Raw genomic sequence first — 23,375 nt, forward strand, 5'->3', positions numbered from 1 at the left:
AAATCTAATGAATACATACAAAAAACCTTATATCATTGCCGAAATTGGTTGCAACCACAAAGGCGACATGGAAATTGCCAAAGAGCTCATTAAAGTGGCCAAAATATTCTGTAACGTAGATGCGGTTAAATTTCAAAAGCGAAATAACAAGGAATTATTAACCGAAGAACAATATTACCAACCGCATCCAAATCCAGCAAACTCTTATGGTAATACTTATGGAGAACATCGGGAGTTTTTAGAATTTGATGTCAACCAACATGCAGAATTAAAGCAGTATTGTGAAGACATAGGTATCGCCTATTCAACCTCCGTTTGGGATCTAACATCAGCCAAAGAAATCGCATCTTTAAATCCAGAATTCATTAAAATCCCTTCGGCTTGTAACAATAATATAGCAATGTTGGAATGGTTATGTAATAATTACAGTGGTGAACTGCATATTTCAACGGGTATGACTACCAAAGGTGAAATAGATGATTTGGTTGACCTCTTCAAGAAACATAACAGAAACAAAGATTTAGTACTTTACAACTGTACATCAGGTTATCCTGTGCCTTTTGAAGATGTTTGTTTGTTGGATATTAATCTGTTAATCGATAAATATCAAGAAGATGTTAAGCACATTGGCTTTTCGGGTCATCATTTAGGAATAGCGGTTGATGTGGCTGCTTACACTTTGGGTGCCAATATTATTGAAAGACATTACACAATTGACAGAACTTGGAAAGGCACCGACCATGCAGCATCCTTAGAACCTATGGGTTTGAGAAAACTATCCAGAGATATTAATGCTGTTTACAAAGCGTTACAATTTAAAAACCAAGATATTTTACCTATTGAGCAAGTTCAACGCGACAAGTTAAAAAATCAAAAAGTATAATGTTTTCAACCAATAAGATTCGATTGTTTTGGTGGAATGAAATCAAGATTCAAGGTAAATCTAAAGAGAATTTTGGTGATTTACTTGGTAAGTATTTGGTTGAAAAAATATCAGTTAAAAAAGTAGTTTTTAGTTGGCCCAAAAAGTTTTCCTTTCATGATTTTTTTACGCCTATTTATGTAACTGTTGGAAGTATTTTAACCCATGTAAATAGTAAATGTATTGTTTGGGGCAGTGGTATTATATCAAAAGAAAATCTTATTAAAAAAGCTAAATTTTTAGCAGTTCGTGGGCCTCAAACTAGAAGGCATTTGATAAATCAAGGTTATGAAGTACCAGAAATTTATGGTGATCCTGCCTTGTTATTGCCTAAATATTATTACCCTAAAATAGAAAAGAAATATAAGATTGGAATTGTTCCACATTACCGGGATTTTAATAAAATAAAAGATTTTTATTTGAATCTAGATGATGTTTTACTTATTGATTTAATGACCAATGATGTGGAGGCAAAAACCAATGAGTTTTTAAAATGTGAAAATATAGTGTCATCTTCCTTACACGGAATTATTGTAGCGCACGCCTATGGTATTCCTGCTGTTTGGCAAAAATTTTCTGATGATGTTTTTGGCGATGATATTAAATATCAAGATTATTTTGAATCTGTAGAAATAGCGAACTATAAACCAAATATCATCGACCAAAAAATGAGTTTAAGCGAATTACTTGACCTTTTTCATGATAAAGAATCACTTCCCAAAAAGGAAATAATAGAAAAATTATGTTCAAATTTAATGGACGTTTGCCCTTTTAAAAACTCAAATTAGATGAAGAAAAAAGTGTTCATTTTTTTTCCAGATGGTGTGGGTTTAAGAAATTTTGCCTTTACAAATTTCAAGGATATTGGTGAAAAAATGGGTTTTGACATTACCTACTGGAACAACACCATTTTTTCTTTAAAAGATACTTTAGGGTTCAAAGAGCTTAAAATTGAAGACCACTCAGCCCACAAACTGCTGCCACTTTATTCTAGGGCCAGAAAACGTGTGGAGTTGAACATATCTCGTGATAAATTTAATGATGATGTATACCCAACATATAAGTTTCCGTTCAATTACAAAGGTTTTAAAAATAGTTTCAAGAGCATTTATACAAAATGGCTGATTGGTTTGTATGGATCAGAAAAAGGAGTTATAAAGCTTAGACAAAAAATTAATAAATTAGAACGTTCAACCTCAAAATACAAATATTGTAAAGCGCAGTTAGAAGCCCACAAACCCGACCTGATATTTTGCACCACACAGCGCGCTACACAATCCATAAGTGCTTTGTTGGCCGCTAAAGATTTGGGAATCCCTACGGTAGCTTTTGTATATTCATGGGATAACGTGCCTAAAGCGATGCAAGTAGTTGAGACTGATTACTATTGTGTTTGGAGCGATTTAATGAAAGACCAAGTTTTACAATATTATCCGTTTGTAAATGAAAATCAGGTGTTTGTAACTGGAACGCCTCAGTTTGAACCACATTATGATACTTCTTTAAAACAAACCAAAAAAGCCTTTTTTATTGAGTATAATTTAGACATTGATAAAAAATACATTTGTTTTTCTGGTGATGACGAAACCACCTCTCCACTAGACCAATATTATTTAGAAGACTTAGCTAACGCTGTTAGAAGTTTAAACTCTAAAAGTTATAATCTAGGAATCATTTACAGAAAATGCCCTGTAGATTTTACTTCAAGGTATGATGGTGTCATTGAAGCTAATAAGGATATTATTACTGTTTTGAATCCTATTTGGCAACAAGTGGGCAAGCAATGGAATCATGTATTGCCAACACCAGAAGATTTTAAGATGTTTTACAATGTTTGTGAACACAGCGAGTTTGTAACCAATGTATGTTCATCAACAGTGTTTGATTTTGTAGCTCATAACAAACCTTGTATTTATTATAATTACGAACAACCTCAGTTAAAAAAGGGCATTCGTGATATTGGTCAGAATTACAAGTATGTCCATTTTAGGAGTATGCCTAGTGATAAAGCGGTGGTTTTTTGTACTGATAAAAAGGATTTAGAAGGCTTAGTTAAACAAATTTTAGATGGAGAACTCTCTAATGTTAAAGCATGTAAAGAGTGGTATAAAATAGTTGTTGGCAAAACGCCAACGAAAGCTTCCGAGACTATTTGGAAAGGGATAGATAAATTACTAAAATGAGAGTTGGGTTTATAACATCTGAGTATCCTCATCCTAGAGTAAGTCATGCAGCTGGAATAGGAACAAGTATTAAAAATTTGGCTGTGGCTTTGGTAAAAAAGGAAATTGGCGTGACTGTTTTTGTTTATCACCAAAAGGAAGATGCTGTTATAAAAGATGGCGATGTCATTATTCATTTAATAGCTAAAAGAAAACACCAATTTTTAACATGGTATCATTATCGCTTGTATTTACAGCGATATATAAATTCTGTTGTTAAACAAGAAGGAATTGATATTCTTGAAGCTCCAGATTGGACAGGGATAACCGCTTTTATGAAGCTTAAAGCGCCTTTAGTTATCAGATTACACGGAAGCGATGCTTATTTCTGTAAATTGGAAAACAGGAAACAGAAATTTAAAAACTTCTTTTTTGAAAAAATGGCATTAAAAAATGCGAAGGCTTATATTGCTCCAACAACCTATGCAGGTATTGAAACCCGTAAAATATTTGGTTTAGAAAAGAATAAAATTAAAACCATCCATTATGGGCTACAACTTGAGCATTTCGAGAATGCAACCCCTGAAGATTATAACAGAAATTCGATACTTTACATTGGTACTATCATCAGAAAAAAAGGTGTTTTTGAGCTGGCTACGATTTTTAATAAAGTAATTGAATTAAACCCTGGAGCTAAACTCATATTAATAGGAAATGATGCGCCTGATATAAAGTCTGATGAAAAGTCAACATATAAATTAGTTGAAAAAATATTTTCTTCTAAAGCCAAAAGGCACGTTAGTTATTTGGGTAAAATACCATATAATGAAGTCAAGGAACATATTAAAAATGCCCATGTATGCGTGTTTCCGTCATTTGCTGAAACATTGGGGATGGTAAGTATAGAGTCTATGGCTATGGAAAAACCTGTTGTGAATACCAGTATCGGTTGGGCTCAAGAATTAATGGATGATGGGATTAATGGTTATTTAGTACATCCATCCAACACCGATTTGTATGCTGAACGAATTTCAAAACTTCTCAATGATGAAAAGTTATGTTTTGAAATTGGTAAATCTGCTAGACAAAAAGTAGAAACCCTTTTTGATATCGATAAAAATGCCTGCATAAACATAGCCTACTATAAATCAATTTTAAATACATGATTCTTTTAGTACATACTGGCGAAGAAGTTTATGAGATTATTGATTTAAAAACCAATCAAATAGTATTTAACACTATAAAAAAACCTGCAAAAGTCCTATTCATTATCGCCAATAAGTACAAAGAGCGCCTTCTGGTTTGGTGCCACATATCTCAAAAGGATAATATAAATTTTGAAGCTTTAAAAGCATCCTTCCATTTAAAAAACATGATGCTTTCTTATTCGGGTGAACCCTATTTACCTCTCCAAATAGGTTATGTTGAAGACTCCCCGTTTTTAAAAGTGAACAAAACCGTTAAATACCCTACCTGGCTGATGAGCAGCAACGTTGGGGCTATTCATGCTTCTCAATTATTAAGATTTGAAAGCAAAATTAAATTAAATCAACCTTTCGATTTTGTTTTGAATTCCATCGCCAAACTGGGTATGCCAAACGGGTTATTGTGTTATTCTGAACCTAATCTCTTAATAATTAAAAACGCAGAAAAGTCGTTAGTCAAAGCTAAAAACTATCAGCTTTTTAAGTTCGTTAAACAGCATTATAAAAGTGTTTGGTGTGTTTTGTTGTTGTTAAATTTTATGGTTTATGAAAAACGATTTCCAATTATTTCCTTCATCAGAACTCTTTTTTTTAAAAACCTTAAATTTTCTTCAGATTTTGATTTAGAACCATTATGTGAGCAAGAAATCAAAGATGTTTCAATAGATGTTATTATTCCCACATTAGGTAGAAAAGCATTTTTACATGATGTTTTATTGGATTTAGAAAAGCAAACTTTTTTGCCAAAACAGGTTATCATTGTCGAACAGAATGAAGATAAAAATAGCAAATCAGATTTGGATTTCATTGCAAACAACGTATGGCCATTTAAAATTATTCATAAGTTCATTCATCAAACAGGTGCTTGTAATGCTAGAAATATGGCGTTGAAGGAGGTGACTTCAGATTATGTTTATTTAGCCGATGATGATAATAAGTTTGATAGTAACCTTTTGGAAAAAGTTATTCATAAAGTGCAGTACTTTAATTTCAGTGCCATAACCATGAGTTATTTGCAAAAAAATGAAGTGGAAAAATATAATAAACCTATACAGTGGAATGCCTTTGGAGGTGGATGTAGTGTGATTTGTTCAAAGTTTTTAAACAAGATCTCTTTTCATATGGCTTATGAGTTTGGATATGGCGAAGACACCGATTTTGGCATGCAATTACGGAACTTGGGTGCAGATATCATTTACATGCCAGATATAAAAATATTGCACTTAAAAGCCCCAATTGGTGGATTTAGAACGAAGTTTAAACATCCTTGGGAATTAGAGAAAGGCTTACAACCAAAACCTTCACCAACGGTTATGTTGAGTAGAATGAGCAATACCACAAAACACCAATTATTGAGTTACAAAACCAATTTATTTATTAAGTTTTATAAAAGTCAGAAAATAAAAAACCCTTTTAAATATTACAGTACATTCAAAAAACAGTGGCAAGTAAGTTTACTTTGGGCCAATAAATTAAAAGAAAATCCTTTATGAATTTTTCATTAATCATATGTACATACATGAGGCCAAAGCCTTTACTCAATTTACTCAATTCGGTGAATGAGCAAACCTTGTACCCTAATGAAATTTTAATTATTGATGGCTCTTTAAATGAGGAAACCAAAATACTTTTAGATAAAAATACCTTTATAAATTTAAAACATATTTTAGTTGATGCCAATAACCGAGGCTTAACCAAGCAAAGGAATTATGGCATCAAAATAGTTCATAATGACTCGGATATTATATGTTTTTTAGATGATGATATTGTTTTGGAACCCCACTATTTTGAAAATTTACTCAAAACCTATAAAGAAAAACCCGATGCTTTAGCAGTTGGTGGATATATAATAAACGAAGTAACTTGGGAGAAATCAGATAACCAAAACAATCCTGATAAATTTTATTTTGATGGATGGATGCGCGACGAACCTTCCCGATTTAAGCTTAGGCGTAAATTTGGTTTATTGCCCGATACGCCACCTGGATTTTTACCCACCTTTGCTCACGGTAGAAGCATTGGTTTCTTGCCACCATCAGGAAAAATTTATGAAGTTGAGCAAATTATGGGAGGCGTATCTTCCTATAATAAAGAAGTCTTTCAAAAATTATCGTTTTCAACCTATTTTGAAGGCTACGGACTTTATGAAGACACCGATTTTAGTTTACGTATTGCTAAAATGGGTAAACTTTATGTCAATACTTTGGCTCAATTAAGCCATTATCATGATGCTGATGGAAGACCCAACAAATATAAATATGGAAAAATGGTTATCAGAAACGGCTGGTACGTATGGCGTGTAAAATATCCAAATCCAAGAATAAAGGCTGAAATCAATTGGTATGCCACGGCTTTTTTATTAACTTTTATTCGATTAACCAATGTGGTTACTACTAAGGATAGAAAAGGTGCATTTACTGAAAGTCTTGGGCGGTTAGTTGGTTGGTTTTCGCTTATATTTAACAAACCTAAAGTAAATTGCTAGATACTGTTTATATATTAAATATTCCTAATTTTTATTCATCCTATTACTTATATGGATTTGATAAGGTGTTCCATATTAAGTTTAAATTCGATACAACCTTTACAAAATACAACAACAAACCCATTTTAATTTTTAGAATAAAGGATAAACTTGGGGTTATAAATAATGACGATCCCGTTTATTTTGATCAAGAACTTTATCAGTTGTCAGATATGTATTTTGTAACTAACAAACTTATTGATAATGAGTTTTTCAATCAACCAAAAGTAAAACCACTATTTCCACATTACCCAATCAACATTTTACCTCTATATCTAAAGCTTTTTAATATTAGCTTGGTAAAGTTCTTAAAGTTTAAAGATTTAGCTAAACAGGTTTATACTTTAATTAGAAGACCTACCTACGAAAATTATAAATTTAAAGCTGAAAAAGAAAATTATATTTTTTTCTCGGCAAGTATTTGGAAAAAAGAACCAGAAACTAATAGAATAAGAGCTGAATTTATTAGGTATTGCAAAGCAGATGATCGTTTAGTTTTCGAGGGTGGTTTTGTGCCACGTAACGATGGAAATCATTTTGATTTTAAGGAAGAATTAAATGAAATTAAATATCCTCCTAAAACATTTTCAAAATTAAGTAGAAGGTCTAAAATTGTTTTGAATAATGCGGCTGTTTGGGGTGCTGTTAGTTGGCGACTGGCAGAATATTTAAATCAGAGCTTATTTGTTTTGTCTTTTCCATTTAAAATTGAGTTTCCAATACCTTTAAAACACAATAAGGAAATACATCTAATCAATAAAACCAGCGAATTTCCTGAGGTTTTTGATAAGGTTTTACATAATAAAGATTATCATAAATATATTGCTGAAAATGGTAAATCATATTTCTCCAAATATTGTACTCCTGAAGCGCAAGTAGAGTATATTGTTAGAACGATAATAGATTAATTTTTTCCTGTAAAAAAATGAAGTTTTTAATCATTACACATGTTAAACATAAGCTAAATGGCGAAGCTATTTCAGCCTATGCGCCGTATGTTCGCGAAATGAATATTTGGTTTAAATATGTTGATGAGGTTTCAATTGTTGCGCCAATTACATCAGAGAATAAATCGGCAATTGATTTAGATTACAAACATAAAAACATTCAGTTTTCAAAAATTCCATCCATTGAATTTACCAATTTAAAAAAGGCTATTTTATCAATCATTAAAACCCCCCTAATTTTAATTACCATATTTAATGCTTGTAAAAAAGCAGATCACATCCATTTACGTTGCCCCGGAAACATAGGCTTATTAGGGTGTTTGGTACAAATATGTTTTCCAAAGAAATTAAAAACCGCAAAATATGCGGGTAATTGGGATCCAGATGCAAAACAACCACGGAGTTATAAGTTTCAAAAGTGGCTATTATCCAATTGTTTTTTAACTAAAAATATATCGGTTTTGGTTTACGGTAATTGGAAAGGCCAAACCAATAATATAAAACCTTTTTTCACGGTTACTTATTCTGATAAAGAGAAGGAAGAACCAAAAACGAGAAATTACAATAGTCATTTAAAATTTGTTTTTATTGGTAGTTTGGTAAGAGGTAAACGCCCTTTATTAGCTATAAAAGTTATTGAAGCACTTTACAAAAAAGGTAAAGAAGTTCAACTAGATATATATGGTGAAGGCGGTTTAAAAGACGAACTAAAGCATTATGTAAAAGAGAATCATTTAAATAAAATTATTAAGTTTCAGGGTAACAAAGAAAAGGAAGTTATAAAAGAAGTTCTTAAAGAAGTACATTTTTTGATATTGCCTTCAAAATCTGAAGGGTGGCCTAAAGTGGTTGCTGAGGCCATGTTTTTTGGTGCTATCCCTATTTCAACTTCAATTTCTTGTGTTCCTTTTATGCTGGATTATGGCAAAAGAGGTATTTTGATTGAACCTAAATTAAAAGATGCCACAAATAAAATACTGAAACATTTAAGTGAAGAAGATGTACTAAAACGAATGTCTAAATTAGCATTAAATTGGTCTCAGAAATACACTACAAACACTTTTGAAATAGAAATTTCTAAATTACTAAAGCATAAATGAGAGTTTTACAACTTATAGATTCTTTACAAACTGGTGGATCAGAACGTGTGGCAGTCAATTTAGCTAATGCTTTATCAGTTGCCATAGAATATTCTGCATTGTGTACGACAAGAGAAGAAGGTGTTTTAAAAAAAAGTATTTCAAAAAAGGTTGGTTATCTATATCTAAATAAAAATGGAACATTAGATGTAAAAGCCATCAAGAAATTAAATGCCTTTGTAAAAAAGAATAAAATTCAAATTATTCATGCGCATTCAACTTCGTTTTTTTTGGCAACTACTGTGAAAATAATAAATAGTAGAATAAAAATTGTATGGCACGATCATTATGGGAATAGTGAATTTTTAAATGAAAGAAAATTTGCTATTTTAAAAATATGCTCAAAATATTTTTCCCATATTTTTTGTGTAAACAAAATTTTAGAGACATGGGCTAGCCAAAAATTAAAGTTTAAGAACACATTGTATTTGCCAAATTTTGCAACTTTAAATAAATACTTGCCTGAAACAAATTTGCATGGAGCAAATGGTAAACGTATTATTTGTTTGGCAAATTTAAGGCCTCAAAAAGACCATATAACTCTTATACAAGCATTCAAAGAAGTTCATAATATGTATCCAGATTGGACACTACATTGTGTTGGTAAAAACTTTAATGATGACTATTCAAAATCGGTTGAAAATAAAATTCTTGAGCTGGATTTAGAGAAATCTGTTTTTTTATATGGGAGTAAACCAGATATTCATAATATTCTTTCTCAATGTGACATAGGAGTTTTATCTTCAAAATCTGAAGGCTTGCCCATTGCACTGTTGGAATATGGACTGTCAAATCTAGCGGTCATAGCTACCAAAGTAGGTGAGTGTGAAGAGGTTGTTAGCCATAACAAGAATGGGTTATTGGTAAATGCGTCATCTTACAGTGAATTAGCCAAGGCTATTACCTTATTTATTGAAAATGAAAATATACGAGTTACATTAGCAAAACGTTACCATAAACATGTAAAGCAAAATTATTCAGAAAAAGCACAAATAGAAACCATTATTAGAACTTACGAAACATACGTTAAAAAAAATTGAAAAACTTTAGTTACATAAAAATCATTGCTTTACATGTTTTAATTGGGCTTTTGGTTTATGGTTTTTCAGCTCTATCAAGAATATATTTATTGGGAATTTTTGTTTTTTTTTCTTACCAAATTTTCAAAGCTAAACCTTCACAAAAGGCTGTAAAAGTATTAATGGCTTGCAGTTATGTAGTTGGTGCAGAGGTTTTTATAAGGATGACTGGCGGCAATTTTTTATATGAAGCATCAAAATATTTAGTCATTTTTTTTATTTTAATAGGTATATTTACTGTTAGACTAAGTAAGCAACCCATACCTTATATTATCTATATTTTTCTTCTTATTCCAGGTATTTTGGTAGCAGGATTTAATGCAACAGCACAATCAACCTTAAGAACTGATATCGCCTTCAATTTAAGTGGCCCTATTTGTTTAGGCATTGTGTCTATTTTTTGTTTTAAAAGAAAAATTAGTTATCAAAATATGCATAATGTTTTGTTGTATATGGCATTACCATTAGTGTCAATGACAGCCTATTTATTTTTATACACTCCAGATATAAGGGAAACGTTATCTGGTACAGGTTCTAATTTTGCAGCATCGGGTGGTTTTGGGCCTAATCAGGTATCCACAGTTTTAGGTATAGGGATGTTTTTATTCTCATTGCGCTTTTTCATGCTCTCTCCAAATTTAATTCTTAAAGTTATTAATGGAATATTATTGGCTGCAATGAGTTTTAGGGGTATTGTTACTTTTAGTAGAGGTGGAGTAATTACTGGATTGTTTATGATAGCAGCTCTAATTTACTTCTATTTTATAAAAGTTAATGTGAAGACCAAGTTAAAAATCAGTAGACTGTTTTTTATTTTCATTGGATTGGCGTTCACGGTGTGGTTGTTTTCAAAGGTCCAAACAAGTGGTTTAATTGAATACCGGTATGCGAATAAAGATGCTCTAGGCAGAGAAAAAGAGGATGTAACTACAGGTAGAAGTGATTTAATTTCTTTTGAAATTGAAGAATTTTTAAATAACCCCGTATTAGGCGTTGGGGTTGGGAAAATTAAAGAGTTAAGAGAAAAAAAGGAAGGCATTTTGGCTGCTTCTCACAATGAAATGAGCCGTATTTTATCAGAACATGGTTTGTTTGGTGTTACTGCTTTAATTATTTTGATATTCACACCTTTAATTTTCAGATTTAGAAACAAATCTAATATCTTTTTTTATTCATGCTTTATTTTTTGGTTTTTAACTATAAATCATTCAGCAATGCGTATAGCAGCTCCAGCATTTGTTTACGGTCTATGCCTTTTAGATATTCAATTTAAATCTAAAAATCCAAGAACAACCAATAAGAATACTTTAATTAAAGCCAATAATCAAAACATTTGAGACACATTGTTTATATAGGGAATAAAGCCAATGATAGAAAGAAAACCAACGTATCTTCTATTGATATTTTGTCTTCTTTACTAAAAGAATCTGGTTTTGTGGTGTTTTCAGCATCTCATAAAAAAGATATGTTATTGCGGCTCATTCATATGCTTTATACCTGTTTAAAGTATAGAAAAGAAGCTGATTATGTTTTAATTGATACTTATAGCACCTTAAACTTTTACTACGCTTATTTTGTAAGCCAATTTTGTAGAGTTTTAAAGTTAAAATACATCCCTATATTGCATGGAGGAAACTTACCCAATAGATTAAAAAACTCTCCTAAACTATCCAAAGCTATATTTAATCATGCATTTAAAAATATAGCGCCCTCTGAATATATTAAATCTCAATTTATAAACTTCGGGTTTCATAACATTAAAATCATACCTAATGCCATAGATCTTAAAAACTATCCTTTTAAAGAAAGAACTTTTGAAAAAGTAAAGTTGCTATGGGTGCGTTCCTTTTCAAAAATATACAATCCGTTGTTGGCTGTAAAAATATTGAAAACATTGAAGGAGAGAGGTATCAGTGCTGAATTGTGTATGGTTGGCCCAGATAGCGATGGGTGTTTAAACGATGTAAAAGAATACGCAAAGTCATTGGGATTAAAAGTTACCTTTACAGGAAAATTAAATAAAGAAGATTGGATATCCTTATCCAAAAACTATAATATTTTTATCAACACCACTAATTTTGATAATACTCCCGTAAGCGTTATTGAGGCTATGGCATTAGGCTTGCCTGTTATTTCCACAAATGTTGGTGGAATACCTTTTTTAATTGAGAACCAAAAGACAGGTATTTTAGTAGCACCAAATTCTGTTGAATCCTTTATTACCGAAATAAATAAAATTATGACATCTCCAGAAAAAGCTAATCATTTGGCCATGGTTGCCAGAAAAAAGGTTGAAGATTTTGATTGGAGCCATATTAAGACCCAATGGATTAAAGTCTTACATTAATTACTAGCAATATTAAATTTACTTGTTATCTTTATACTCTTCCAAATTTAGCTCTAAATAATGGCTTATACTGGTATTCATTTTAATATTTCGGAACGTAAAATTCTGCTACGTATTTTTGATATATTATCAATCCTACTTATCTTATATTTTATCAGCAATATTTTCCATTTTGATTATTTTACCATTACAAAAGAAAATTGGAGTTGGGTTTTAGTTCTTATTTTATATGTCTCCATATTCGGAACTGTTTTTGAACTTTATGATTTACAGAAATCCAGTAAAATTGAGAAAATTTCATCTGGTATTGTATTAACGGTTTCTGTTACGGTTTTATTCTATTTGTTAACTCCTTTTTTCACACCGGTTTTACCAGATAACAGGTTGCAAATCGTCATTTTTTACTTTGCAATGCTTTCAGCATTGTTTATTTGGAGAATTGCTTATTTAACCTTTGTGGTTTCACCCAGATTTTATAAAAAGGTTTTAATCATTGGGGAGACTTCCAATATTGAAACAATCATTGAAGCCTTTAAAAACTCCGATCCTAATTATAAAATTGTTGGTTTTGTTAACTGTGAAACCAATAAACTCGATTCCGTTAAATTTAATGCTATTATAGAATATTCACCCAAACAAATATATCAGGTTATTAAAGATGAGAATATATCTGAAATTGTGATTGCAAGCTATAATTCAGAATCCATTACTTCCGAAATTTATTATACTTTAATCAAACTTCTTGAAGAAGGTTTTTCAATTAAAGAATATACACAAGTATATGAAGAAATGGCTCAACGCATACCAGTGCAATTCGTGGGTAAAGATTTTTATAAATACTTTCCTTTTAGTCGAAGCAATCAAAATAAACTCTATCTTTTTTTTCTCCGCATCTTTGATATTTTAATTTCGCTATTTGGTATTTTAATAGGTATTTTATTTTTACCCATAATTTTAATAGGAAATATTTTAGGTAATCGTGGTCCACTTTTTTATACTCAGGACAGGGTTGGTAAAAACGGCAAAATTTTCAAAATGATTAAGTATCGCACCATGATTAAAAATGCTGAACAATCTGGTGCCGTTTGGACTAAAAAAGGTGATGTTAGGGTGACACCTTTTGGTAAGTTTTTAAGATATTCCAGATTGGATGAAATACCTCAATTTATAAATATTTTAAAAGGTGATATGAGTTTGATTGGACCTAGACCTGAACGTCCTTTTTTTGTTAAAGAATTATCTCAAATGCTTCCATTTTACGAAACTCGACATATTATAAAACCAGGGTTAACAGGTTGGGCGCAAGTAAAAACTAGATATGGTTCATCGGTTGATGATAGTCTGCTTAAACTTCAATACGACTTGTACTATATTAAGCACCGCAGTTTCTTTCTAGATGCCAATATTTTAGTAAAAACGCTTAGTACGGTTATTTTCTTTAGGGGGCAGTAGACCTTTTCTTCAAATAAGAAACTAAGAAAAGGTATCTTATAAAAAGCGCTATAAAAAACGGCATTAATCCAATAGCAAAAACTTGAACACCAATTATCCAATGCAGTGTTAAAAGACATAGCATAATGATCAAAAGCTTTATATATCTAATAAACCAGGTTTTTATTTTTTCCATAAAAAACTGACCAATCATAAAAATATTTAAGGCAAATGCCCAAAGCAAGTTATAATTTTGATGAGTCCCTTTGTGGTCTGTTGCGAACCAAAGCAGTAAAATTACAACTCCAATTAAACCTGTAATTGTAAATAAAGTAAGGTCCAACCATTTACTTTGTTTGTTGTTTTTGTAGTCATTGTAAGTTATATATAATATTAATAAGCCTATAAGACTAAAAATAAACAACGGACTTGTTAAAAATGAACCAGATTTAAAAGTTTCTCGTTGTTCATAAAGCATGTGACTTTTCAAAACCAGAGGTTTTTCTCCATTATTAATAGTTGCAACTTCAAAAAAATTAAAAATATTTTCAGGTAAAAACATATGCTCTTCAGGTGTTGCTTTTCTATCAATTACTGAGCCTAAAGCCACATCTATTCCTAAACTTCCCCATGAATTTTTATTTAAATTATTCTGAATTAAAGTTCTGAAAGTAGCATCTTTAAAACCTTCCGGATTATTAAATGTTATTGAGTTATTTACAGCAATGTTAGTAACTTCTTTAATTTTAGTGGCACAGTTATCATAAAAGAAATCATATAAATAGCCTCTGTTTTCAGGTTTGTAATTATTTAATAAATAGTTATATAGTGTTTGTTTTTCGGTTTGAGAAAGATTTAAAACTTGTTCTTTGATAGAACGATTGTAATAATAACTATAAACTTGATAAAACCGATTAAAATCAAGTTTACTTATTAAATAGTTGAGTTTGCCTTGCGCAAATTTTAAATAGAAATTGTGAGTATCAAAATCATATTCTCCATAACCATAGGTCACGTCAATACCCAATGTCACATCTTTAATTCTAAAAGCATTATGACCAAATGAGTCATTTAATGATTCGCCTGGACCAACCGTTAAAACACTAATTTCGGCCAGATTCGATAATTGATTTTGTTGCGCGAAAACTATTTTAGTTAATAAAAGAAATAGGAAAAGTAGTGTATGTTTCATCTATTTTAGGTATTTATAAACTACGGCTTTGTTTTTATTATTTGCAATTAATATTATCCATTGTCTGCCAAATGCCCATTATGGGCTTATCTAAAAATACCAAAATCAAGCTTTAAAGAAAAAACGTTGGAGTATAGTGCCACACTTTGGTCGCCAATATCTGTGAAAGCATAGTCAATTTGAATACCGTTGTATTTAAAGCCCACACCAAAACTGGGTTGAAAAGTCAATTTTTCAGGAATTGGAGAAACTGAAATATTCTCCAATTGTGCTTCATTTTGAAAATTCCCTACACCAGCACGTAAAAAAACCATATCAGTATATCCAAATTCAAAACCCAAAGCAGGGTTTACACTAGCAAATGATGTTGATATAATATCGTTATTTTCTTCAAAACGCACATTTAAATTAATGGCAGTTAGTAGGGTATAGTCGTAGTTAAAATCAACTAGTTTAGAAACTCCAATTTGCAGTTTAGGAATCGTGATTTCAGTAGTTTCAGGCAACTCTTGATTTTGTCCGGCAACCGCATTTTGAATTTTAGCAAACTCATCTTCATTTATGGCCCAAGCATTAAAAGTGGTTGTAATATCGCGAGCCATAAGTCCGAATCTCCAATTGTTATTAGTTTCAAACTGAATACCAAAATCCAGACCAAAACCCCAAGATGAAGCAAAATCGCCAATAATTCTTCTAATAACTTTTGCATTTACGCCATAATTTAAACCTTGCACGGGCAGAGAACGTGCATATGAAAAGGTGAGCCCATAGTCTGCAGTAGAGAATAAACTGATTCGATCGTAATTAATATTACCTTGTTCGTCGATAAGTTGGGTAGTGTTCAAAATATCATCAACCGCAAATCGAATTAATGAAATTCCAACAGCACTTTCATTGTCTAAAGGCATGGCAAAAGCCGCATAGTCGTAATTAGCAATATTTGCAAAATAACTGGAATGCATTAATGCTAATTGATTGTCTTCGAGTTTCAGTAATCCAGCAGGATTCCAATACCCAGAATTAACATCGGCTGTGTGTGAGGTTACAGCACTACTCATGCCCAAAGCAGCAGCATCTACACCAATATTCATAAACTCGTTGGAATATTTCCTTACGGTTTGACTGAATATTGAATTAGATACAACAAAAAACAATGCAGTTATGTAAAGTCTCAATTGCAATTTTTTTACAAACCGACATAAATTTTTCAGGTGTAAATATTTTCAAAACACATGAAAAATTTAAACGGAGGTTACCTGTGACAAATTTAAAACAATTAACTTTTACACAGGAAAGATGCACATAATATTTAAACCTATAAACTTGAAATTATTACAGATATTGCTTTAGACTGAAATTGTTTACTATTTTTACAATATTAAATTAAAATATGAAGAAAATTTTACCCAACTCACTAACTCTTTTAAATTTACTTTGCGGATGTATTGCGGTAATTTTTGTGTTTAACGACAATTTTATAATTGCTTCCTTTTTTGTGTTTTTAGGTATATTTTTCGATTTTTTCGATGGGTTTGCTGCCCGAAAACTAAATGCGCAGAGTGAATTGGGTTTGCAATTGGATTCGCTTGCAGATATGGTTACCAGCGGATTAGTTCCGGGAATGGTGATGTATAAGCTTTTAGAGTTAGTTAGCGAAAGTGCTTCGGTTTTAAATTATGCAAATGATTGGGATGCTAACATGAAATTTTATGGCTTTAAGTTAGCGTTACTACCGCTTTTGGGATTAGCCATCACGCTAGCATCGGCTTACAGATTGGCTAAATTCAATATTGATGAAGACCAACAAACCTATTTCAAAGGCTTGCCTACACCGGCAAATACCTTACTAATTATTTCATTGCCTTTGATTTTAGAGTTTCAAAACAATGATGTCTTAAATGCCTTTATTTTAAACAAATGGTTTTTAATAACATTAACTATTTTAAGCTGTTATCTTTTAAATTCAAACATTAAACTTTTTGCTTTAAAGTTTAAAAATTATGCATTTAAAAATAACATAACCCGATATATTTTTATCATTTTGTGTGTTGTACTTCTTATTGTTTTGCGCTTTGCAGCTATTCCTATTATCATTTTACTTTATATAACCATGTCTGTTTTAGGCAATTTAACTACAAAACACATTTAATTTTATGGCATCAGGTTTTTTTGCGTTATTAGATGATATTGCGGCACTCATGGATGATGTTGTTGTAATGACCAAAATTTCAACAAAAAAGACAGCTGGTATTTTGGGCGATGATTTAGCTGTTAATGCAGAAAAAGCAACTGGTTTTGTTTCATCAAGAGAACTCCCTGTATTATGGGCAATCACAAAAGGTTCTGCACTCAATAAGCTCATTATTTTACCCATTGCCTTTTTACTAAGTGCCTTTGTACCCATTGGCATTACCATTGCATTAGTTCTGGGTGGTGTTTATTTAGCTTATGAAGGGGTTGAAAAAATATATCAATATTTTTTTCATCCTAAACCGAAAAAAGAAATAAAAAGTGTAGGTAGAGAAATTAAGAATTTACCAAAGGAAGCAGTGCTTGAAAACGAAAAGAGCAAAATAAAATCAGCAATTTTCACAGATTTTATTTTATCCGTTGAAATTATAATTATTGCATTAGGCACTGTTATTGGCAAACCCATTTTGTTTCAGATTTTGGTAGTTTCTTTAGTTTCTGTAATTGCAACTATAGGTGTTTATGGTATTGTTGCACTTATTGTAAGGATGGATGATTTTGGATTAAAACTCGTTAATATAAGTGAAAATGGGATTTCGTTTTGGTTTGGTAACTTATTGATAAAAACACTGCCAATAATTATAAAAAGCTTATCAATAATTGGTACTATCGCTTTGCTTTTGGTTGCAGGTGGTATTTTCATACACAATGTAAAAATTATACATCACATCACCAATCCGATTAATTTGCCAGTAATTCTTAAGGAATTTTTAGTAGGTATCATTATAGGTTTAATGGCTTTAATTCTGGTAAAAGGAATTACATTTATATTAAAAACCATTAAAGGTTAGTTCATAAAATAGGCTACTTCAAAATAAACCTATTATGCTTAGCTTTTAATCGCGAATTTTTTTCTTACGAAGCTCAAAGTTTTGACCTAAATAGACTTTACGTACCATGGCATCGTTAGCCAATTCTTCAGGTTCACCAGCTTTTAGGATGCTTCCTTCAAACATCAAATACGTTCTGTCGGTAATAGCTAAAGTTTCCTGTACGTTATGGTCAGTAATTAAAATTCCTATATTTTTTTTTGTTAGTTGTGCCACAATACGTTGGATATCTTCAACGGCTACGGGATCTACACCTGCAAAAGGTTCATCTAGTAAAATAAAATTTGGATCGGTAGCTAAAGCTCGGGCAATTTCAGTACGACGGCGTTCACCGCCAGACAATAAATCACCACGATTTTTACGGATGTGATTTAAACCAAATTCCTCAATAAGAGATTCCATTTTGTAGTGCTGTTCTTTTTTGCTAAGCTTGGTAAGTTGTAAAACACTCAAAATATTATCTTCTATGCTTAATTTTCTAAAAACGGAGGCTTCCTGAGCTAAATATCCAATACCGTTTTGAGCACGTTTGTACATGGGGTATTTGGTAATGTCCGTATTGTCTAAATAAATATGACCACCATTGGGTTTAATTAAGCCAACAATCATGTAAAAAGAAGTCGTTTTTCCAGCGCCATTTGGCCCTAAAAGTCCTACAATTTCACCTTGTTCAACCTTAAGGGAAACATCTTTTACAACTTTTCGCCCACTGTAGGACTTCATTAAATTTTCGGCTTTTAAAATCATATTTCAATAACGTAATTATTATTTAATTATTGGCTTCCAAGGCGTCCCAAAATTCGTAAGCACGACGCAAATGTGGTATTACAATGGTGCCACCTACCAAAGTAGCTATACTTAGTGCTTCAACAACTTCTTCTTTTTTCAAACCTATTTTATAACTAGTTTCTAAGTGGTATTTTACGCAATCATCGCAGCGTAAAACAGCTGATGCTACTAAACCCAGAAGTTCTTTGGTTTTAACATCTAATGCACCATCGGTGTAAGCATTGGTGTCTAAATTAAAAATACGCTTAATTATTTTATTATTATCAGCTAAAATTTTATCATTCATTTTAGCACGATAATCATCAAATTCTTTAACTAGGTCTGACATGTTTTTTCTCTTTACGTTTTTGGTTTCTCACCACTATTTTGGAAATATAAATACTTACTTGGTACAATATTAAAATGGGGATGGCTACTATAACTTGACTTGCGATATCTGGTGGTGTAATAATGGCTGAGAGAATCAATACGATTACTAAGGCATATTTGCGATACTTTTTCAAAACTTCTGGAGTTACTAAGCCTATTTTTGTTAAGAAATAGATGATAATTGGAAGTTCAAAAATCAAGCCAGATGCCAGAGCTGATGACCGAACCAAGGCAATGTAAGAACTGATGTCAATTTGATTATCTACAATATCGGAAATACTATAATTTGCTAAAAAATTTAAGGATAATGGGGTAACAATGTAATAACCAAACAGCACACCCATAAAGAATAGTAATGAGGATATAATAATGAAACCTCGCGAATGTTTACGTTCAGTTTCATGTAAACCAGGACTTATGAATTTCCATAATTGATAAATAACGTAAGGGAATGAAATCACAAAACCTGCAAGAATAGATGTCCAAATATCAGCAGAAAATTGTCCTGCCATGGTCCGGTTTTGGATAATCATGGGCATTTCCTCAGCACAAAACGTGGTATTAACCCCCAAATAATTTGCTGCTTCACATAAAAAATGATAGGTTGGAAAACTCATGTGAAGAGGTGCAAAAATGATATCTTCAAAGATTATTCGACTAAAAATAAAAGCTAGAGTTGCTACAATAATTATGGCAGTACAAATTCTAATTAAGTGCCAACGTAAATCTTCAAGATGATCTAAAAAAGACATCTCATTAATATCCTTTTTCGCCATTATATAATACCTTCTTTTATTAAATCGTGTAGATGTACTACACCTGCATATTTTCCATCCTCTTCAACCAATAATTGCGATATGTCGTTTACTTCCATGAGCTCAAGGGCATCAACAGCCATAGCATTGGCATCTATACATTTTGGGTTTGCGCCCATAATATCTTTTGCAGTTAAATTGGAAAAATCATCTACTTTGGTTAACATCCTCCTTAAATCTCCATCTGTAATAATACCAATAATTTTATCATTTTCTACAACAGCAGTTACTCCAAGCATTTTTGCGGTTATTTCCACAATAACATTTTTAATACTAGCATCTGCAAATACTCTTGGTTTTTCATTAATCGAAGAAATATCTTGAACCCTTAAATACAATTTTTTACCTAATGCACCACCTGGGTGATATTTTGCAAAATCGTTACTAGAAAAACCTCGTAATTCAAGCAAACATACCGCTAACGCATCGCCTAAAACCAATTGGGCTGTTGTACTAGTTGTAGGCGCTAAATTATTTGGGCAAGCCTCTTTTTTAACAAATGCATTTAAAATATAATCGGCATGTTGGCCAAGAAAGGAATCTTTATTTCCAGTAATAGCAATTATTTTATTTTTCGCACTTTTAATTAATGGTACCAACACTTTAATTTCTGGTGTATTACCGCTTTTGGATAAACAAATTACAACATCATCTTTTAAAATAAGACCTAAATCTCCATGAATGGCATCGGCTGCATGCATAAATATTGCAGGCGTTCCTGTAGAATTTAAAGTCGCTACAATTTTATTGGCAATAATAGCACTTTTACCTATTCCTGTGATAATAACTCGTCCTTTGGAGCTATATATAAGTTCGACAGCCTTGGTAAAATCATCAGTTATAAGTTTAGACAAGTTAAAAATCGCTTCACTTTCCAGTTGGATGGTTTGCTTTGCTATTTCAATAATAGATTTTTTGTCTTTCAAAATTTATTATTTTTTTGTTGAGTTTTTAAAGATTTTGTTATCTTTAATGATAGCCAAATTTAATTTCTGTATAATTTGGATTTTCGTTACAAAACTAACGAAAAAAATATGAGGGTACTTCAATTGCATTATTAAATTAATGAATAAAAGATTTTAATGTTTTTGGAGTTTTAAATAAGTAAATCAATTTTATATTATTCATGTCAATAGCAAAAGGTGACTTACATGCTGCATTAAAAAAATATTTTGGATTTAGTAAATTCAAAGGACTTCAAGAAGATGTTGTAGAAAGTATATTGTCTGGTAACCATACATTTGTAATCATGCCAACGGGTGGTGGAAAATCACTCTGTTATCAATTACCGGCTTTAATGCAAGAAGGGACAGCTATTGTGGTTTCGCCGTTGATTGCATTAATGAAAAATCAAGTGGATGCCATTAGAGGTGTTTCTAATGAAGAAGGTATCGCACACGTTTTAAATTCCTCATTAAATAAAACCGAGGTAAAACGAGTTAAGGAAGATATTATAAAAGGTATTACCAAGCTTCTTTATGTAGCACCGGAATCTTTGACTAAAGAAGAGAATGTAGATTTTCTGCGTTCGGTAAAAGTATCTTTTATGGCAATTGATGAAGCTCATTGCATAAGTGAATGGGGGCACGATTTTAGACCAGAATATAGAAATTTAAAAAACATCATAGGTAGAATAGGTGATAACATACCCATTATCGGTTTAACGGCTACTGCAACGCCAAAAGTTCAAGAGGATATCATTAAAAATCTAGGAATTACAGGTGCTAAAACTTTCAAAGCCTCTTTTAACAGACCCAATTTATATTACGAAGTACGTCCAAAAACCAAAAATGTTGATGCCGATATTATTCGATTTATCAAACAACACGAAGGTAAATCGGGGATTGTATATTGCTTAAGCAGGAAGCGTGTCGAGGAATTAGCGCAAGTACTTCAAGTAAATGGTATTAAAGCCGTGCCTTACCATGCTGGATTGGATGCTAAATCCAGATCCAATCATCAAGATAAGTTTTTGATGGAGGATATTGATGTGGTTGTGGCAACCATAGCCTTTGGTATGGGAATAGATAAACCTGATGTGCGGTTTGTAATTCATCATGATATTCCAAAGAGTATTGAAAGCTATTACCAAGAAACTGGAAGAGCAGGACGCGATGGTGGAGAAGGTCATTGTTTGGCATACTACTCTTACAAGGACATAGAAAAATTAGAAAAATTCATGTCTGGTAAGCCAGTAGCTGAACAAGAAATTGGTCAAGCGTTGTTGCAAGAAGTTGTTGCTTTCGCCGAAACATCCATATCTCGAAGAAAATTCATTTTGCATTATTTTGGTGAAGAGTTTGATAATGAAACAGGTGAAGGTGGCGATATGGATGACAATATACGTCACCCAAAAAAGAAACACGAAGCCAAGGATGAGGCTGTTATATTAATGGAAACTATTGAGAAAACCAACGAAAAATATAAATCCAAAGATTTGGTTCATGTTATAACGGGTAAGGAGAATGCCTTAATAAATTCACATAAAACCAACGAACAGGAATTTTTTGGTAAAGGAAACAATAAAGACAAAAAGTTTTGGATGGCCCTATTAAGGCAATTACTGGTTGCTGGATATCTTAAAAAGGATATCGAAACTTACGGTATCATTAAACTTACTAAAGAAGGTAAAAATTTCATTAATAACCCCGAGTCTTTCATGATGACCGAAGACCATATTTTTGATGGTGAACAAGACGATGGCAGCATCATTACAGCTGCAAAAGGCGAAGGAGCTGTCGCAGATGAGGTTTTAATGAGCATACTTAAGGATTTGCGTAAAAAAAATGCTAAAAAATTGGGTGTGCCACCATTTGTAATTTTTCAGGATCCTTCTTTAGAAGATATGGCTTTAAAATATCCTATAAACTTAACAGAATTAGCAAATGTACATGGTGTAGGAGAAGGAAAGGCCAAAAAATATGGTAAAGATTTCGTTGAATTAATAGCTAGCTATGTTGAAGAAAACGATATCATTCGCCCTGACGATTTGGTTGTTAAATCAACAGGAAGTAATTCTACAAATAAACTTTACATAATCCAAAATATTGATAGAAAACTACCATTGGATGATATAGCCTCCTCAAAAGGCATGTCCATGGAAGAGTTTATCAAAGAAATGGAGGCCATTGTTTATTCTGGAACCAAGCTCAACATAAACTATTGGATTGATGAAATATTTGATGAAGATCAACAAGAGGAAATCCATGATTATTTTATGGATTCCGATTCTGATAGTATAGAAAAGGCCATAAAAGAATTTGATGGAGATTATGATGATGAAGAATTACGACTTTACAGAATAAAATTCATTAGTGAAGTAGCCAATTAAATTTTCTTAAAACTATATGGTTTCAAGCTTCGGTCATCAAGCT

General features: G+C 31.8%; 21 protein-coding genes. 15 read left to right on the plus strand and 6 right to left on the minus strand.

Annotation, left to right across the window (positions count from 1 at the left end; translation table 11 throughout):
* Positions 1–7 precede the first annotated feature (7 nt).
* Genes ABD963_RS12225 through ABD963_RS12280 form a run of 12 tightly spaced genes read left to right on the plus strand, consistent with a single transcriptional unit; the run spans position 8 to position 13,777 of the window.
* Positions 8–883: an N-acetylneuraminate synthase family protein gene (locus ABD963_RS12225; protein ID WP_345277267.1), complete on the plus strand. Its 876-nt coding sequence runs from the start codon at positions 8–10 to the stop codon at positions 881–883.
* Complete coding sequence (locus tag ABD963_RS12230) at positions 883–1,710, plus strand: polysaccharide pyruvyl transferase family protein (RefSeq protein ID WP_345277268.1); 828 nt, start codon at positions 883–885, stop codon at positions 1,708–1,710. The genes ABD963_RS12225 and ABD963_RS12230 overlap by 1 nt, the downstream gene beginning before the upstream one ends.
* Entirely contained in the window at positions 1,711–3,105 is a 1,395-nt protein-coding gene (locus tag ABD963_RS12235; protein ID WP_345277269.1) for a glycosyltransferase family protein, read from the plus strand. It begins immediately after the preceding gene.
* Positions 3,102–4,250, plus strand: coding sequence for a glycosyltransferase family 4 protein (locus tag ABD963_RS12240; RefSeq protein ID WP_345277270.1), 1,149 nt, complete (start codon positions 3,102–3,104; stop codon positions 4,248–4,250). Before ABD963_RS12235 ends, ABD963_RS12240 begins: the two co-directional genes overlap by 4 nt.
* Positions 4,247–5,782 (plus strand): glycosyltransferase family 2 protein, encoded by a 1,536-nt coding sequence (locus ABD963_RS12245; protein WP_345277271.1) that lies wholly within the window; start codon positions 4,247–4,249, stop codon positions 5,780–5,782. Before ABD963_RS12240 ends, ABD963_RS12245 begins: the two co-directional genes overlap by 4 nt.
* Positions 5,779–6,774: a glycosyltransferase gene (locus tag ABD963_RS12250; protein ID WP_345277272.1), complete on the plus strand. Its 996-nt coding sequence runs from the start codon at positions 5,779–5,781 to the stop codon at positions 6,772–6,774. The genes ABD963_RS12245 and ABD963_RS12250 overlap by 4 nt, the downstream gene beginning before the upstream one ends.
* On the plus strand, positions 6,768–7,721 hold the full coding sequence (locus tag ABD963_RS12255; protein WP_345277273.1) for a hypothetical protein: 954 nt from the start codon (positions 6,768–6,770) through the stop codon (positions 7,719–7,721). The genes ABD963_RS12250 and ABD963_RS12255 overlap by 7 nt, the downstream gene beginning before the upstream one ends.
* 17 nt (positions 7,722–7,738) lie before the next feature.
* On the plus strand, positions 7,739–8,860 hold the full coding sequence (locus ABD963_RS12260; protein WP_345277274.1) for a glycosyltransferase family 4 protein: 1,122 nt from the start codon (positions 7,739–7,741) through the stop codon (positions 8,858–8,860).
* On the plus strand, positions 8,857–9,939 hold the full coding sequence (locus tag ABD963_RS12265) for a glycosyltransferase (RefSeq protein ID WP_345277275.1): 1,083 nt from the start codon (positions 8,857–8,859) through the stop codon (positions 9,937–9,939). Before ABD963_RS12260 ends, ABD963_RS12265 begins: the two co-directional genes overlap by 4 nt.
* Entirely contained in the window at positions 9,936–11,315 is a 1,380-nt protein-coding gene (locus ABD963_RS12270; RefSeq protein WP_345277276.1) for an O-antigen ligase family protein, read from the plus strand. The genes ABD963_RS12265 and ABD963_RS12270 overlap by 4 nt, the downstream gene beginning before the upstream one ends.
* Positions 11,312–12,325: a glycosyltransferase family 4 protein gene (locus ABD963_RS12275; protein WP_345277277.1), complete on the plus strand. Its 1,014-nt coding sequence runs from the start codon at positions 11,312–11,314 to the stop codon at positions 12,323–12,325. The genes ABD963_RS12270 and ABD963_RS12275 overlap by 4 nt, the downstream gene beginning before the upstream one ends.
* Before the next feature lie 60 nt (positions 12,326–12,385).
* The gene (locus ABD963_RS12280; protein ID WP_345277278.1) at positions 12,386–13,777 is read left to right on the plus strand and encodes a sugar transferase; all 1,392 of its coding nucleotides are present in this window, start codon (positions 12,386–12,388) and stop codon (positions 13,775–13,777) included.
* Here ABD963_RS12280 and ABD963_RS12285 read toward each other — a convergent pair.
* Together ABD963_RS12285 and ABD963_RS12290 are read right to left on the minus strand one after the other, a co-directional pair.
* The gene (locus ABD963_RS12285) at positions 13,764–14,948 is read right to left on the minus strand and encodes a lipoprotein N-acyltransferase Lnb domain-containing protein (protein WP_345277279.1); all 1,185 of its coding nucleotides are present in this window, start codon (positions 14,946–14,948) and stop codon (positions 13,764–13,766) included. The genes ABD963_RS12280 and ABD963_RS12285 overlap by 14 nt on opposite strands.
* Positions 14,949–15,034: 86 nt before the next feature.
* The gene (locus tag ABD963_RS12290) at positions 15,035–16,123 is read right to left on the minus strand and encodes a putative type IX sorting system protein PorV2 (protein ID WP_425562812.1); all 1,089 of its coding nucleotides are present in this window, start codon (positions 16,121–16,123) and stop codon (positions 15,035–15,037) included.
* Positions 16,124–16,338: 215 nt separating this feature from the next.
* Here ABD963_RS12290 and ABD963_RS12295 point away from each other — a divergent pair, with 215 nt between their 5' ends.
* Entirely contained in the window at positions 16,339–17,097 is a 759-nt protein-coding gene (locus ABD963_RS12295) for a CDP-alcohol phosphatidyltransferase family protein (protein WP_345277280.1), read from the plus strand.
* A gap of 4 nt (positions 17,098–17,101) precedes the next feature.
* Positions 17,102–17,989: a DUF808 domain-containing protein gene (locus tag ABD963_RS12300; RefSeq protein WP_345277281.1), complete on the plus strand. Its 888-nt coding sequence runs from the start codon at positions 17,102–17,104 to the stop codon at positions 17,987–17,989.
* Positions 17,990–18,034: 45 nt separating this feature from the next.
* On the opposite strand, the gene lptB is transcribed toward ABD963_RS12300, so the two are convergent.
* Genes lptB through ABD963_RS12320 form a run of 4 tightly spaced genes read right to left on the minus strand, consistent with a single transcriptional unit; the run spans position 18,035 to position 20,927 of the window.
* On the minus strand, positions 18,035–18,775 hold the full coding sequence (lptB, locus tag ABD963_RS12305) for an LPS export ABC transporter ATP-binding protein (RefSeq protein WP_345277282.1): 741 nt from the start codon (positions 18,773–18,775) through the stop codon (positions 18,035–18,037).
* Between the two features lie 22 nt (positions 18,776–18,797).
* Positions 18,798–19,145: a carboxymuconolactone decarboxylase family protein gene (locus ABD963_RS12310; protein ID WP_345277283.1), complete on the minus strand. Its 348-nt coding sequence runs from the start codon at positions 19,143–19,145 to the stop codon at positions 18,798–18,800.
* A complete protein-coding gene (gene tatC, locus ABD963_RS12315) occupies positions 19,129–19,962 on the minus strand; it encodes a twin-arginine translocase subunit TatC (RefSeq protein ID WP_345277284.1) in 834 nt (277 codons plus the stop codon). The genes ABD963_RS12310 and tatC overlap by 17 nt, the downstream gene beginning before the upstream one ends.
* Positions 19,962–20,927 (minus strand): KpsF/GutQ family sugar-phosphate isomerase, encoded by a 966-nt coding sequence (locus tag ABD963_RS12320; RefSeq protein ID WP_345277285.1) that lies wholly within the window; start codon positions 20,925–20,927, stop codon positions 19,962–19,964. Before ABD963_RS12320 ends, tatC begins: the two co-directional genes overlap by 1 nt.
* Positions 20,928–21,127: 200 nt before the next feature.
* On the opposite strand from ABD963_RS12320, the gene ABD963_RS12325 reads away from it, so the two are divergent.
* Positions 21,128–23,332 (plus strand): RecQ family ATP-dependent DNA helicase, encoded by a 2,205-nt coding sequence (locus ABD963_RS12325; RefSeq protein ID WP_345277286.1) that lies wholly within the window; start codon positions 21,128–21,130, stop codon positions 23,330–23,332.
* The last annotated feature ends 43 nt before the right edge of the window (positions 23,333–23,375 follow it).

The organism is Litoribaculum gwangyangense (assembly GCF_039543505.1).
Taxonomy (GTDB): domain Bacteria; phylum Bacteroidota; class Bacteroidia; order Flavobacteriales; family Flavobacteriaceae; genus Litoribaculum; species Litoribaculum gwangyangense.

Bases quoted from the DNA above. Each gene is read 5' to 3' on its own strand.
- ABD963_RS12235 (WP_345277269.1), top strand. From the start codon at position 1,711: ATGAAGAAAAAAGTGTTCATTTTTTTTCCAGATGGTGTGGGTTTAAGA.
- ABD963_RS12260 (WP_345277274.1), top strand. From the start codon at position 7,739: ATGAAGTTTTTAATCATTACACATGTTAAACATAAGCTAAATGGCGAA.
- ABD963_RS12295 (WP_345277280.1), top strand. From the start codon at position 16,339: ATGAAGAAAATTTTACCCAACTCACTAACTCTTTTAAATTTACTTTGC.
- ABD963_RS12245 (WP_345277271.1), top strand. From the start codon at position 4,247: ATGATTCTTTTAGTACATACTGGCGAAGAAGTTTATGAGATTATTGAT.
- ABD963_RS12280 (WP_345277278.1), top strand. From the start codon at position 12,386: ATGGCTTATACTGGTATTCATTTTAATATTTCGGAACGTAAAATTCTG.
- ABD963_RS12325 (WP_345277286.1), top strand. From the start codon at position 21,128: ATGTCAATAGCAAAAGGTGACTTACATGCTGCATTAAAAAAATATTTT.
- ABD963_RS12285 (WP_345277279.1), bottom strand. From the start codon at position 14,948: ATGAAACATACACTACTTTTCCTATTTCTTTTATTAACTAAAATAGTT.
- lptB (WP_345277282.1), bottom strand. From the start codon at position 18,775: ATGATTTTAAAAGCCGAAAATTTAATGAAGTCCTACAGTGGGCGAAAA.
- ABD963_RS12310 (WP_345277283.1), bottom strand. From the start codon at position 19,145: ATGTCAGACCTAGTTAAAGAATTTGATGATTATCGTGCTAAAATGAAT.
- ABD963_RS12265 (WP_345277275.1), top strand. From the start codon at position 8,857: ATGAGAGTTTTACAACTTATAGATTCTTTACAAACTGGTGGATCAGAA.
- ABD963_RS12230 (WP_345277268.1), top strand. From the start codon at position 883: ATGTTTTCAACCAATAAGATTCGATTGTTTTGGTGGAATGAAATCAAG.
- ABD963_RS12300 (WP_345277281.1), top strand. From the start codon at position 17,102: ATGGCATCAGGTTTTTTTGCGTTATTAGATGATATTGCGGCACTCATG.
- ABD963_RS12250 (WP_345277272.1), top strand. From the start codon at position 5,779: ATGAATTTTTCATTAATCATATGTACATACATGAGGCCAAAGCCTTTA.
- ABD963_RS12240 (WP_345277270.1), top strand. From the start codon at position 3,102: ATGAGAGTTGGGTTTATAACATCTGAGTATCCTCATCCTAGAGTAAGT.
- ABD963_RS12225 (WP_345277267.1), top strand. From the start codon at position 8: ATGAATACATACAAAAAACCTTATATCATTGCCGAAATTGGTTGCAAC.
- tatC (WP_345277284.1), bottom strand. From the start codon at position 19,962: ATGGCGAAAAAGGATATTAATGAGATGTCTTTTTTAGATCATCTTGAA.